Here is a 12,773-nt window from a genome sequence, read left to right on the forward strand (position 1 = left end):
TGAAAATAGAACCAATTTGCTATTTACTATTTTTAAAGGCATGCATAAATATAATAGATTTGAATCGTATATCTATGTTATATTTATATAAATATAACATAGTGCATTAAACTGATAGGATTATAATGTGTTGTCAATTTATCAATTAAAACCTAAATTCCAAGCATTCCTTAGACCTTATGCAATTTATCTTCATGATGCCAATATTACTGCTAATCAGTTAACATTAGCGGCATGTTTTGGCTCTATCATTGTTGCTTTATTTGTTGGATTATTGGCACAGTATCAATGGATTTTTGTATTGATTCCTTTATGGATGTTTATTCGTATGGCGCTGAATGCGATTGATGGGATGTTAGCTAGAGAATATCACCAAAGATCAAATTATGTAAATGAATATACAAATCCCCATGTAAAAAATGAGCAAAACAGTTTAATTTATGATATAAATACAGATATTGTTTTAACGTTAAGATATAGATAAGGACTTTATTATGTTAAAAGAGCAAATGGTAGTAAAAAATTCAACCGGCTTGCATGCACGCCCTGTTACAACACTAGTTAAATTAGCTGGTCGTTATAAATCATCAATTGAGCTTGTCTATAATGATAAAGCTATCAAATTAAAAAGTATGATGGGATTACTTGGTGCAGGCGTAAAAGGTGGTTCAACTGTTGAAATCATCTGTGATGGTGAAGATGAACAAGCTGCAATGGACGAAATCCGTGAGTTATTCGCAACAGGCTTTGGCGAATAATTGCTGAGTTAATCTCGTAATCATTTTTAAGAAATTTATTCCGTCGACAATAGTCGACGGAATTGTAAAGAAGGCGTTAACTAAATACTTTATAGTAGACATATTTATCTAATTGAATGGTTAATCTTTGATAATCGAATGTAGTTCTTTATGATCAATCGAAGGTAACAAACGCGTAAATCCTCGAGTAAGATAAAGTAAATAAAGAAAACCCATTGCCAACCAAACTAAACCAACAATCATCGCTGTCGCATCAAGACTTGTCCATAACCATAGTGAGAGTAAAACGCCAATGGCAGGTAATAGCCCATATTTGAATAGGACAGAGACTGTTTTTGTCTTGGTGTCGCCTAAATAGCTTTTAATTACACATAAATTAACAAAGGTAAATGCAACTAAAGCACCAAAACTGATCATTGAAACAACCAAACTAAGATCTAATACCAATGACAGTAAAGAAAAACAGGCGACAAAAATAATCGACAAGTAAGGGGTTCTAAAGCGTGGATGAATCTTATAAAAGATTTGTTTAGGTAACACACCTTCACGCCCCATGGCATAGAATATTCTTGATACACTCGTTTGAGCTGTCATTGCCGATGCAAAGACACCAGTTAAATATGCCGCTTGGAAGAAATTATACATAAAATTACTTCCTAATTGGCTGAGATTACCAACTTGACGAACCACATCTAAACTTGCAGTATCTTTATTATCGATAAAATCACTCCATTTAGGATAAGCTAAGTGAGCACAATAAGAAACCACTAAAAAAATACAACCAGCAATAAGGACAGTCCAGATAATAGCTCTTGGAAGCGATTTTTGAGCATCGTTAGACTCTTCTGCCAAGGTAGCAATGGCATCAAACCCTAAAAAAGCAAGGCATAATATTGCTGCACCAGACATTAAACCGCTAAAATCACTTGCATTGACTTGTAGTGGTTTTATCATTGCTTCAGGGGTTAAATCCACATTAACTAAAGTCAAAAATATAAATAACCCAATAAAAATCATCTGAACAATAATTAAGGTGAAATTTACCGAATTAATCAACTTAATACCCAGATAATTTAAGAGACTAACACCAATCAATGACCCAAGTACAAATACATACGCAGGAACGCTAGGAAATGCTTCGTTAAGGTAAATACCTAGTACCAAATAATTTAATATTGGTAAAAATAGGTAATCAAGGATTTGTGCCCAACCCACCAAAAATCCAATTTTTCCACCAAACGTATGTTGAACATACGAATAGGCAGAACCAGCAATTGGAAGCTTATTTGCCATTCGGCAATAGCTTAATGCTGTAAAAAAGATCATAGCTAGGGTGATAATATAGGCTATAGGTAAGTGACCGTTACTTAATACTGTCACTTCCCCATAAGTGGTAAAGATCCCCAAAGGAACCATATAAGCTAAACCAAATGCAATCAATGCAGGTGTGGTTAAAACTCGTTTCATTTTTATTGCGGACATGACTTTGCTCCTCTGTCCCAAAAAACAATAAAAAACTACTAAGTATAGTTTTGCCTTTTTACCCGCTTAAAGCGGCAGGGAATTCTGCCATATTGTGATAATTATGCAAGTTAATTTTTAGTAAAATGATACTAAAGCAAACAAATTATCACCTTTAAAGCATATTATTAATGGTTTTAGTCTAATTTAATTTAGAGTATTTGATTAAACAGTTGAGTTTCTATTTGCATATTTGTGATCCAAATCTATTATTTATTAGACAAAATAAGTGTCAGTGCAAATAAATTATTGTATATTTTATCTACAATACATGTAGAGTGAAAATTGAGTTATTGCAAATATTCTATTATCAGTAAGAGGATCAATTTATGCAGTCAATCTCTGTTTTACCGGTTGATTTAACGGGTGATGTTGTTACTCAAAAATCAACAGTTATCCATTTAATGGTTGAAGCTAGCCAAGCTTATTTAACTAATATTAAAACCTTTTTTGACGATGTTATGGCGCACGAACAAGAAATGGAAACCGATGTGTTACCTGATATTGCTTTACCACACGCTAAAAGTAATGCGGTTAAAACGCCATTTATTGTTGTTGGTAAATATGTCGATGGCATAATTTGGAATAATGGCAATAAAGTCAAATTAGTCATTTTAATTGGCGCGCCAGAACACGCCAATAAAGAGCACTTATCCATTATTGCAAAATTAGCATCGAATTTAGCTAATGATGATTTTGTCGAAGATTTGCTTAAAAGCGATATTCAATCTGTGGCAAATAAGATTAGAGGTTTATATGAGTAAAAAAAAGATTGTTGCGATTTGTGCGTGTACCGCAGGGATGGCTCATACTTATATTGCTAAGCAAAAAATTGAAAATGAGGCGAAAAAACGTGGTTGGGATTATAAAATCGAAACACAAGGTGCCGCAGGTATTGAAAATTCATTAACCGAACAAGATTTTAAAAGTGCCGATGTGATTTTATTAGCGACTGATATTTCAATTGAAAATGCCGATAGGCTTGAGCCTTATAAAAATGTCATAAAAGTGAGTACTGGTGAAGCAGTTAAAAATACTGCCAATATTTTTAATAATGCAGAAACTATGTCGACTAAAGTGGTTAAAGATAGTATCGGTAAAGAGATATTTAGAGCATTAAATACGGGTATTAGTAAGTTTTTGCCCGTTATCATTGCATCGGGAATACTTTTTTCAATTGTGTTAATGACAGGTGAGGTAACAAACGATACTATTTTGCCAAGTAATCAATTCTTTATTGATTTAAAACAAGTTGCCTTATATGGCTTTGCCATGATGGTGCCTGTGCTTGCTGCTTATATGGCTTATTCCATTGGTGGTAATGCTGCTTTAGCGCCTGCATTTATTATGGGGTATGTGGTTAATAATCCAATTGGTTCTAACCAAGTCAGTACTGGATTTATTGGTGCAATGATTTTTGGTATTTTAATTGGCTATTTTGTTAAATGGTTCAAAACAGTTAAAGTTCATCCAGTGATAGCTTCGGTTATGCCTGTGATGATTATTCCAACTGTAACGATACTAGTGATGGCACCACTTTATATTTATGGGCTATCTTATCCGCTCGATTGGTTTGTTAAAGCTATGGTCGCAACTTTAAAAGGTATGTCAGAGGTTAATGCTGCATTTTTAGGTATTGGCATTGGTATATTAGCGGCGCTAGATATGGGAGGGCCATGTAGTAAAGCGGCGACTGCATTTACCTTAGCGGCAATGGCTGAGGGGGTTTATGGTCCAAATGGCGTATTTCGTATGTGCTGTGCTATTCCACCATTAGGTTTAGCTATGTCGTCATTGATTGTGTCACGCCCAAAATACACAAAAGAAGAGAAAGAGTTTGGTATTACCGCTTTCTTTTTATCATTGGCGGGTATTACCGAAGGTGCGATCCCTTTTGCGGCTAAAGATCCAAAGCGTGTTATTATTGCTATTGTTGTTGGCACTGCCATCGCAGGTATGCTAGGTATGATCAATGGGATTGAATCATTGGTAGCATTTGGCGGGTTAGTTGCATTAGGTGGGGTGACCAAAGCGACAGCGTGGTATGTCATTGATATGTTTATTGGTGCATTAATTATCGCCGCTATTTTACATTTCACGAAACCAACAGCAGTGGAAACCGAAGTAGTTGCTGATGTTGACTAAAGTCTAAATAATAACCTATGCTACACCAATCATGGTTGGTGTAGCAATTTGTAAATTAAAGACATAAAGTTTAAATTATGCTTGTTGATAAACGATTTTACCGCCCACAATCGTTGTTAATACCTTGACATTTTGCATATCGGTTGCTGGAATAGTAAATGGATTGCGATCTAAAATAATCAAATCAGCAAATTTACCTTTTTCAATTGACCCTATGTATTCATCTTGTTTTAATACATATGCGGCATTAATAGTAGCGCTACGTAATACTTCAATAGCGGTTAGATTGCGATCACTGTTTAACCGAGGATGCTCGGCATCGATTTGTCTAGTCATTGCAATTTGGAAATCGTACCATTCATTTAATGGGTCAATTGGCCAATCGCTACCAAAAGCACATGTTACACCTGCATCAATATATTGCCCGTGTGCTTCTAAACCGTTATAGCGTTCTGGACCAAATAGGGTTTGATATTGTTCAACCATTGCTGAACTACAACCAGCCCATTGGAACGAAAATACTACACATGCATTTAATTGTTTGTATCTGGTAAATTGGTGTAGTGCGCTTAGTTCGTTATGCGCAGTGCTTGGACGAATATCGGCATTAGGTAATGCCTTACGCATTTTTTCAATGGCATCAAGTACAACTTCGATAGCCCCTTCACCAACTGTATGCATATGCGGATGAAAACCAGCTTTTGCCGATTCAAGAATTAGAGCATCTAACATTTCAATGGAATAATAAAGATCACCGTAACGATCTTTTTCGTCGGCTAAATTGTACGGTTTAAGCAAGCGTGCGGTCATTAATGGTGCTTGCATTACACCATCTACAAATAATTTGGTATGCGAAATTTTAATGCCGGGCTTGGGTTGCCAGTTTTTATCGTCGTAACGTGCAGCGAACTGTTTAACTTTGTTAAGTAAAGTTGGAATTTCTTCTATTGAGGATACATCATCTGGCGGTAATTCACGTGCACCAAATAAGCGAATCGATAGTTGGTCTTGTTGTTGTAGTTTTAAAAATGCCTCGGCTTGGGTTTCGGTAATTCGAGCATCCATAACAGCAGTAACGCCTTGTTTATTAAGTTCTGCTTGCGATAATTTAGCAATGTTGACAGCTTGTTCATCGGTGAGCTTAGAAATGCTGTCAAACGCACGCATAGCCGGGGCATCTTCTAATATGCCATTTAATTCACCGTCATCAGTACGACCAATTTTTCCATCGGTTGGTTCAGGGGTGTTTCTATCTAAACCAAATTTCTTTAAAGCAATGCTATTGGCAACTAAAGTATGGCAGTCATTAGAAAACAAAATAACAGGGCGTTTTGTATTAAGTCTATCGAGATCAAAGCGCGTAATATCTGTGCCAATTGGTAAAACCTCTTGCCTTAGCCAGCCACGAACTTGTAACCAATGAGTATTATCACTGATAGAATCTTTATCTAAATATTGTTGTATAATAGCTAATGTATCATCAATGGTTAAGCTTTGATAATTTAAATTACACGACGATAATTGCATACCTCCCCAAAAAGTATGCAAATGCGAATCAATGATTCCTGGCATCATCGTTTTACCTTGCAGATCATAAATGGTTGTGTGATTATCAACATAGTGATTGTTATTTATCTCTTGCGTGCTACCAGTTGCAATAATATAGCCATTTTCGATTGCTATTGCCTCGCAGACACTATCTTGTTTGTCTGCGGTGTAAATATAGCCATTAATATAAATAACATCTGCTTTAGCCATTATGGGGATTCCTTAAATAAAGATCAAAATGAAAGGTCAACGATAGCAGATTTATAAAAAATTTGTCAAATGTAATAATTTTCTTTATTGTGTGAGCAGATTATGCTACAAATATTCCATTTTAGTTACAACGTCACAAGGTGAGCGGATGAAATACCAACAACTAGAAAACCTTGAATGCGGTTGGAAGTGGCACTATTTAGTAAAAAGGCATCTAGAGGGTGAACTAATTACTCGATATATTGAAAAAAGCGCTGCTGAGCAGGCTGTCAATGCATTATTGTTACTAGAACATAATCCAGCAGGTGTCGTTGATTGGATAAAAGAGCATTTAAATCCAGATTTAGATAACCGCATGAAACAAACCATTCGGGCAAAACGAAAACGGCATTTTAATGCGGAACAGCAATATACTCGAAAGAAGTCCATTGATTTGGAATTTTTAGTCTGGCAACGATTAGCTAATTTAGCCAAACGCCGTGGATGCACATTGTCACAAACCATTACGCAACTCATTGAAGATGCAGAGCAGAAAGAGCAATATGCAACACAAGTAACAACAATTAAAGATGATTTACTATCACTCCTAAATGCGAAGCCAGATAGTAAAGAATACAAACAACAGAATAGAAAGGTTTAATTATGGGAAAATCCCTTGTTATTGTGGAATCACCAGCTAAAGCAAAAACGATTAATAAATATCTTGGTAAAGATTTCGTGGTTAAATCAAGTGTAGGTCATATTCGCGATCTACCCAAGAGTGGTAGTAGCCAACGAGCTGAAAAATCAACAAAAGAGACAAAAGACAAAGCCGAAAAAAAAGTTAAACGCTCCGAACAACAGATTTTAGTTGATCGGATGAGTGTTGATCCATACAACGGTTGGAAAGCGCATTACGAAATTTTACCTGGCAAAGAACGGGTGGTATCAGAATTAAAAAAACTGGCTAAAGATGCAGATATGATCTATCTCGCAACCGATTTGGATAGAGAGGGAGAAGCCATTGCTTGGCATCTTAAAGATGTCATTGGTGGCGATGAGAGTAAATACCGTCGTGTTGTGTTTAACGAAATCACCAAAACAGCGATCAAAAATGCCTTTAATGAGCCAGCTATGCTCGATATGGATCGGGTCAATGCTCAGCAAGCACGCCGATTTATGGATCGGGTTGTGGGTTTTATGCTATCACCTTTACTTTGGAAAAAGGTTGCTAGAGGCTTATCGGCTGGTCGTGTTCAGTCAGTTGCAGTGCGTTTAGTGGTTGAACGTGAACGTGAAATTCATGCTTTTATTCCTGAAGAATATTGGGATCTTTTTGCTGATTTAAACACAGCTCAAAAAGAGTCTTTAACCCTACAAGTTACCCATTATAAAGACGAAGCGTTTGAACCAAAAGATAAAGTTGCTATTGATATTGCGCTAGCAGGACTTAATCAAAATCAATATCAAGTAACGAATATTGAAGAAAAACCGACAAAAAGTAATCCAACTGCCCCGTTTATTACTTCGACTTTACAGCAAGCCGCAAGTACTCGCCTTGGTTTTGGTGTTAAAAAGACTATGATGCTAGCTCAGCGCTTATATGAAGCTGGTTATATCACCTATATGCGTACCGATTCAACTAACTTGAGTCAAGATGCATTAACTATGGTACGAGATTATATCGGCAACAAATTTGGCGATAAATATTTACCAAAATCACCTAATGTATATAGTAGTAAAAAGAATTCACAAGAAGCGCACGAGGCGATTCGCCCATCAGATGTTACTATTCTTGCTGATAATATTAGTGATATTGAAGCAGATGCGAGTAAATTATATCAACTCATTTGGCGTCAATTTGTGGCTTGTCAAATGACATCAGCCGAATATAACTCAACAACAATTACAGTTAAATCAGGCGATTTTACTTTAAAGGCCAAAGGTCGTACATTGCGTTTTGATGGTTGGACTAAAGTACAACCACAACTGGCAAAAAATAATGAAGATAAAATATTACCACCGTTATCAGTCAACGACAAACTCGATTTAATCAGTTTAAATCCAAATCAACACTTTACCAAACCACCTGCTCGGTATAACGAAGCATCACTGGTTAAAGAGCTTGAAAAACGTGAAATTGGACGCCCATCGACTTATGCAACCATTATTTCGACAATTCAAGATCGCGGTTATGTGCGTTTGGATAATCGTCGCTTTTATGCAGAAAAAATCGGTGAAATTGTTACTGATAGGCTCAGCGAAAACTTCAATGATTTGATGAGTTATGATTTTACCGCACGTATGGAGCATGCACTGGATGAAATCGCTCATAAAAAACAAGAATGGCGCGAAGTACTTGACCAGTTTTTCAGTGATTTTAGTCAGCATCTTGAGGTTGCCGAACAAGCGCCTGATAAAGGTGGTATGCAACTTAATCCATTAGTATTAACACCTGAAATTAAATGCCCTAATTGTAGTCGTGAAATGGGCATTAAAACTGCGGGTACAGGTGTATTTTTAGCCTGTTCAGGTTATGCGTTGCCACCTAAAGAACGTTGCAAACAAACCATTAACTTAATTCCTGAGCACGAAACTTTAAATATTTTGGAAGAAGCTGAAACAGCCGAAACCGATGCTTTAAGGGCACGTAAACGCTGTCCAAAATGCCATACAGCGATGGATAGTTATTTGCTTGATAACGAGCGTAAATTGCATATTTGTGGCAATAATCCGATTTGTGATGGTTTTATTGTTGAAAAAGGTAGCTTTAAAGTTAAAAGTTACGAAGGGCCAATTATTGAATGTGAAAAATGTGGATCTGAAATGCATTTAAAATCAGGACGATTTGGCTTATATATGGGCTGTACTAATCAAGATTGCAAAAATACGCGTAAAATCTTAAAAAATGGTGATGTAGCTCCACCTAAAGAAGATCCAGTCGATTTGCCTGAACTTAAATGTACAAAATCAGATGCACATTTTGTATTACGTGATGGTGCCTCAGGGATATTTTTAGCTGCCCATAATTTTCCAAAATCAAGAGAAACGAGAGCGCCATTGATTGAAGAGTTACAACGCTTTAAAGATCGCTTGCCAGAAAAGTTTATCTATTTGACTGAAGCTCCAAATAAAGATCCGGATGGTAATCCATCCATTGTTCGTTTTAGCCGTAAAAACAAACAACAATATGTTACCTCGGAAATTAATGGAAAATCGACAGGTTGGGTGATGCAATATGTGGATGGCAAATGGATCAATAATAAAAAATAGGTAAGCACACCTGAATTTTGTCAAAAAGTTTCAGGAAAGTATGCGTTTTAGTATAAAAATAATTATTTTTGTTTGTGCTAGGCTGTGAAAAGGTTTACCTTAACAATTCTCCCTTTTGTAATATGATTAAAAGGGAGAAAAGCATACAGTTAAAGGGGCTTTTGTTTGTCATGAAATTGCAACAATTACGCTATATTGTCGAAGTCGTCAATAACGATCTTAACGTATCGTTGACATCCGAAAAACTGTATACTTCTCAACCAGGTATAAGCAAACAAATAAAATTATTAGAAGACGAGCTTGGTGTTCAGATATTTACCCGAGTAGGTAAGCACCTTTCAGAAGTGACGCCTGTCGGTGAAAAAATTATTGCGCTTGCTCGAGAGATCCTCAATAAATCGAGCGATATTAAAATTATTGCCAAAGAATTTAGTCAGCCAAATCAAGGTTCATTAACAATTACCACAACTTATACTCAAGCACGTTATGCCTTGCCTGTTGTGATCCAGCAGTTTATGCAACAATATCCAAATATTACTTTGCATATGGAGCAAGGATCATCACCACAGTGCATATCTCAAGCACAAGCAGGGCAGGCCGAATTGGCTATTGTGACCGACATTTCACAGCTTAGCGATGATATGATTGCTTTACCTTGCTATCACTGGAACCAAGCAGTGATTGTGATGAAAGATCACCCGCTTGCCAAAAGCAGCTTAATTACAATTGAAGATCTTTCACAATATCCATTAGTCAGTTACGATTTTTCTAATGATGGTTCAGATTTAAATCAAGCTTTTTTACGCGCTAATCAGTCGCCTAATATTGTTTTTAGCACAACAGACGCTGAGTTAATTAAAACCTATGTTAAATTGGGTGTCGGTATTGGCATTGTCGCCAAAATGGCGGTGAATAATGCTTCAGAGGATGATTTTGTTGTACTGAATGCTGGTCATATTTTCCCCTACAGCACAACCTATATCGTTTTTGCGCGTTCGTTATTTTTACGTAGTTATATGTATGATTTTATTCAGCAGTTTTCACCACATTTGCATCGACAAACTGTCGATAAACTCATGTTATGTGAAAATAATATCGAAGTATTAGCGATGTTTAATGGGGTAAAATTGCCTGTTTGCTAAGTCAATTTATTTTTTATCATAATAAAAAAATGTAAATCAAAGTGCGAATCATATCGCACTTTGATTATTTTTATTATTTATGCCTTGCTTTTAAAATGCCAATCACATCTTGTAGTGACAGATTTTGATCTTGGAGTAATACTAATAAATGATAAACCAAATCCGCAGATTCATTTTTTAACTCTTCTCGATCATGAACTGTCGCCGCAAGGGCGGTTTCAACACCTTCTTCTCCCACTTTTTGCGCTATTCGTTTTGTGCCATCATGATACAGTTTTGCCGTATAGGATGACTTAGGATCGGCATTTTTTCGTGCAGCGATTAATTGCTCTAATTCAAACAAAAATCCCCATTCGCTTTTAGCATTAGCAAAGCAACTTGTTGTGCCGGTATGGCAAGTTGGACCAACTGGATTCACTAAAATCAGCAATGTATCATTATCGCAATCAGCCGAAATACTCATGACATTTAAAACGTTACCAGAAGTTTCACCTTTGGTCCAAAGACGCTGTTTGGTGCGTGAATAAAAAGTGACTTTACCACTACTTTGTGTTTGTATTAACGCTTCTTGATTCATATAACCAAGCATTAATACATCACCAGATACATAATGCTGAATAATGGCCGGCATTAAATTATCTACTTTTTGCCAATCAAGTTGTTGTAAATCTAATTGGGTATTGCAATTTTGAGTTAACATAATCGAATATCTACTCCATGTTGTGCCAAATATTGTTTAAGTTCACCAATATTAATGATTTGCTTATGAAAAACGGAGGCTGCCAATGCACCGTCAATTTCAGCTTGGTCAAATGCCTGTAAAAAATGCGCCATATTTCCCGCACCACCTGAAGCAATCAGCGGTACCTTGCAAATACTGCGAACCGCTTTCAGTTGCTCAAGATCATACCCATTACGAACGCCATCTTGGTTCATCATATTTAGAACAATTTCGCCCGCACCACGTTTTTGCACCGCTTGTACCCAATCAAGCGTATTCCATTTTGTGGCAACGGTGCGTTTTTCGTCACCTGTAAATTGATAAACGTGATAATTGTTTGATTCTTTGTCATACCAAGTATCAATACCAACCACAATACACTGCACACCATAATGATCTGCAAGCCTTGTAATTAAAGTGGGATCGGCAAGCGCAGGGGAATTGATCGAAATTTTATCGGCACCAAAGCTTAATATTTGCCCAGCATCTTCAACAGTTTTAATTCCGCCAGCAACACAAAAGGGGATATCAATAACTTCGGCCACTTTTGCAACCCAACTTTTATCAACCACTCTCCCATCTGACGAGGCGGTAATATCATAAAAGACCAATTCATCAGCCCCTTCTTGCGCATAGCGCTTTGCTAAAGGCACAATATCACCAATAACTTCGTGATTTCGAAATTGCACACCTTTAACCACTTGACCATCGCGAACATCTAAACAAGGAATTATTCTTTTTGCCAACATGAAATTGCCTCCTGAACAGTAAATTTACCTTCGAGTAAAGCTCGCCCTACAATTACGCCTGCAACGCGGCTATTGGCAAGTGCTTTAACATCGTCTAATTGACCTATACCGCCAGATGCTTGAAAAGCAATTTGTGGGTATTTTTGACTAATTTCTTGGTACAACTTAACATTCGAACCGCTGAGAGTGCCATCTTTCGAAATATCAGTACAAAGCACATGTTTCAATCCATAAGGTAGATAATCCTCAATCACTTGTTCTAAAGTCTGTTTTGAGTCTTCTTGCCAACCATGAATCGCCACATATTTATTGCCCTTAGTATCAATGCGCACATCCAGTGCTAATACCAATTTTTCAGCGCCGTATTTTTTAAACCACTGTTTAACTATTTCTGGTTGCTTGATGGCGGTTGACCCAATTACCACGCGAGCAGCACCGGCTGATAATAATGATTGTATGTCTTTCTCAGTGCGAATTCCGCCTCCAACTTGGATAGGAACTTGTACGCCATTAATCAACGTTTGTATTAACGAAATTTGACGAGCATTAGGATCTTTTGCGCCGGTTAAATCCACTAAGTGCAATAGTTTAGCACCTTGCTTTTCATAATCTTGTAGGCGCAAAAGTGGATGATTGCCGTAATCGCGTTTTTGCTCATAATCGCCTTGGTGCAATCGCACCACGCTACCCTCAATTAAATCAAGCGCAGGGATAATCATTGGATAAA

At 36.8% G+C, this 12,773-nt stretch carries 12 protein-coding genes; 7 read left to right on the plus strand and 5 right to left on the minus strand.

The window, feature by feature from the left end; genetic code table 11:
* Positions 1–127: 127 nt before the first annotated feature.
* Both ACYIAM_RS07745 and ACYIAM_RS07750 read left to right on the plus strand, forming a co-directional pair.
* Complete coding sequence (locus ACYIAM_RS07745) at positions 128–484, plus strand: CDP-alcohol phosphatidyltransferase family protein (protein WP_202984974.1); 357 nt, start codon at positions 128–130, stop codon at positions 482–484.
* 10 nt (positions 485–494) lie between these two features.
* On the plus strand, positions 495–758 hold the full coding sequence (locus tag ACYIAM_RS07750; protein WP_034913021.1) for an HPr family phosphocarrier protein: 264 nt from the start codon (positions 495–497) through the stop codon (positions 756–758).
* A gap of 120 nt (positions 759–878) precedes the next feature.
* Here ACYIAM_RS07750 and ACYIAM_RS07755 read toward each other — a convergent pair whose 3' ends face one another.
* A complete protein-coding gene (locus ACYIAM_RS07755; protein WP_174797185.1) occupies positions 879–2,240 on the minus strand; it encodes an APC family permease in 1,362 nt (453 codons plus the stop codon).
* A 368-nt stretch (positions 2,241–2,608) separates the two neighbouring features.
* Here ACYIAM_RS07755 and ACYIAM_RS07760 point away from each other — a divergent pair, with 368 nt between their 5' ends.
* The gene (locus tag ACYIAM_RS07760; protein ID WP_174797184.1) at positions 2,609–3,043 is read left to right on the plus strand and encodes a PTS sugar transporter subunit IIA; all 435 of its coding nucleotides are present in this window, start codon (positions 2,609–2,611) and stop codon (positions 3,041–3,043) included.
* Positions 3,036–4,424, plus strand: coding sequence for a PTS fructose transporter subunit IIC (locus ACYIAM_RS07765; protein ID WP_483747872.1), 1,389 nt, complete (start codon positions 3,036–3,038; stop codon positions 4,422–4,424). The genes ACYIAM_RS07760 and ACYIAM_RS07765 overlap by 8 nt, the downstream gene beginning before the upstream one ends.
* A gap of 75 nt (positions 4,425–4,499) precedes the next feature.
* Here ACYIAM_RS07765 and ACYIAM_RS07770 read toward each other — a convergent pair whose 3' ends face one another.
* Positions 4,500–6,182 (minus strand): amidohydrolase, encoded by a 1,683-nt coding sequence (locus ACYIAM_RS07770; protein ID WP_483747873.1) that lies wholly within the window; start codon positions 6,180–6,182, stop codon positions 4,500–4,502.
* A 148-nt stretch (positions 6,183–6,330) separates the two neighbouring features.
* Here ACYIAM_RS07770 and matP point away from each other — a divergent pair, with 148 nt between their 5' ends.
* The 3 genes from matP to cysB all read left to right on the plus strand — a co-directional run bounded on the left by matP (position 6,331) and on the right by cysB (position 10,576).
* Positions 6,331–6,822: a macrodomain Ter protein MatP gene (gene matP / locus ACYIAM_RS07775; protein ID WP_174797182.1), complete on the plus strand. Its 492-nt coding sequence runs from the start codon at positions 6,331–6,333 to the stop codon at positions 6,820–6,822.
* 2 nt (positions 6,823–6,824) lie between these two features.
* A complete protein-coding gene (gene topA / locus ACYIAM_RS07780; protein ID WP_174797181.1) occupies positions 6,825–9,434 on the plus strand; it encodes a type I DNA topoisomerase in 2,610 nt (869 codons plus the stop codon).
* A gap of 170 nt (positions 9,435–9,604) precedes the next feature.
* The gene (cysB, locus tag ACYIAM_RS07785; RefSeq protein ID WP_483747874.1) at positions 9,605–10,576 is read left to right on the plus strand and encodes an HTH-type transcriptional regulator CysB; all 972 of its coding nucleotides are present in this window, start codon (positions 9,605–9,607) and stop codon (positions 10,574–10,576) included.
* Between the two features lie 73 nt (positions 10,577–10,649).
* On the opposite strand, the gene hisIE is transcribed toward cysB, so the two are convergent.
* From hisIE to hisA, 3 genes are read right to left on the minus strand one after another with little or no spacing between them, the layout of a single operon-like run.
* Complete coding sequence (gene hisIE, locus ACYIAM_RS07790) at positions 10,650–11,276, minus strand: bifunctional phosphoribosyl-AMP cyclohydrolase/phosphoribosyl-ATP diphosphatase HisIE (RefSeq protein WP_174797179.1); 627 nt, start codon at positions 11,274–11,276, stop codon at positions 10,650–10,652.
* Positions 11,270–12,046 carry an imidazole glycerol phosphate synthase subunit HisF gene (gene hisF / locus ACYIAM_RS07795; RefSeq protein ID WP_483747875.1) on the minus strand — a complete coding sequence of 259 codons (777 nt, stop codon included), beginning with the start codon at positions 12,044–12,046 and terminating at the stop codon, positions 11,270–11,272. The genes hisIE and hisF overlap by 7 nt, the downstream gene beginning before the upstream one ends.
* Positions 12,028–12,765, minus strand: coding sequence for a 1-(5-phosphoribosyl)-5-[(5-phosphoribosylamino)methylideneamino]imidazole-4-carboxamide isomerase (gene hisA, locus ACYIAM_RS07800; RefSeq protein ID WP_174797195.1), 738 nt, complete (start codon positions 12,763–12,765; stop codon positions 12,028–12,030). The genes hisF and hisA overlap by 19 nt, the downstream gene beginning before the upstream one ends.
* Positions 12,766–12,773: the final 8 nt, after the last annotated feature.

This window comes from Gilliamella sp. X-60 (assembly GCF_057063585.1).

What these genes read in the sequence shown, in the direction of transcription:
- ACYIAM_RS07750 (WP_034913021.1), top strand. Translation starts at nt 495, where the DNA reads ATGTTAAAAGAGCAAATGGTAGTAAAAAATTCAACCGGCTTGCATGCA.
- ACYIAM_RS07755 (WP_174797185.1), bottom strand. Translation starts at nt 2,240, where the DNA reads ATGTCCGCAATAAAAATGAAACGAGTTTTAACCACACCTGCATTGATT.
- ACYIAM_RS07760 (WP_174797184.1), top strand. Translation starts at nt 2,609, where the DNA reads ATGCAGTCAATCTCTGTTTTACCGGTTGATTTAACGGGTGATGTTGTT.
- ACYIAM_RS07765 (WP_483747872.1), top strand. Translation starts at nt 3,036, where the DNA reads ATGAGTAAAAAAAAGATTGTTGCGATTTGTGCGTGTACCGCAGGGATG.
- ACYIAM_RS07770 (WP_483747873.1), bottom strand. Translation starts at nt 6,182, where the DNA reads ATGGCTAAAGCAGATGTTATTTATATTAATGGCTATATTTACACCGCA.
- matP (WP_174797182.1), top strand. Translation starts at nt 6,331, where the DNA reads ATGAAATACCAACAACTAGAAAACCTTGAATGCGGTTGGAAGTGGCAC.
- topA (WP_174797181.1), top strand. Translation starts at nt 6,825, where the DNA reads ATGGGAAAATCCCTTGTTATTGTGGAATCACCAGCTAAAGCAAAAACG.
- cysB (WP_483747874.1), top strand. Translation starts at nt 9,605, where the DNA reads ATGAAATTGCAACAATTACGCTATATTGTCGAAGTCGTCAATAACGAT.
- hisIE (WP_174797179.1), bottom strand. Translation starts at nt 11,276, where the DNA reads ATGTTAACTCAAAATTGCAATACCCAATTAGATTTACAACAACTTGAT.
- hisF (WP_483747875.1), bottom strand. Translation starts at nt 12,046, where the DNA reads ATGTTGGCAAAAAGAATAATTCCTTGTTTAGATGTTCGCGATGGTCAA.
- hisA (WP_174797195.1), bottom strand. Translation starts at nt 12,765, where the DNA reads ATGATTATCCCTGCGCTTGATTTAATTGAGGGTAGCGTGGTGCGATTG.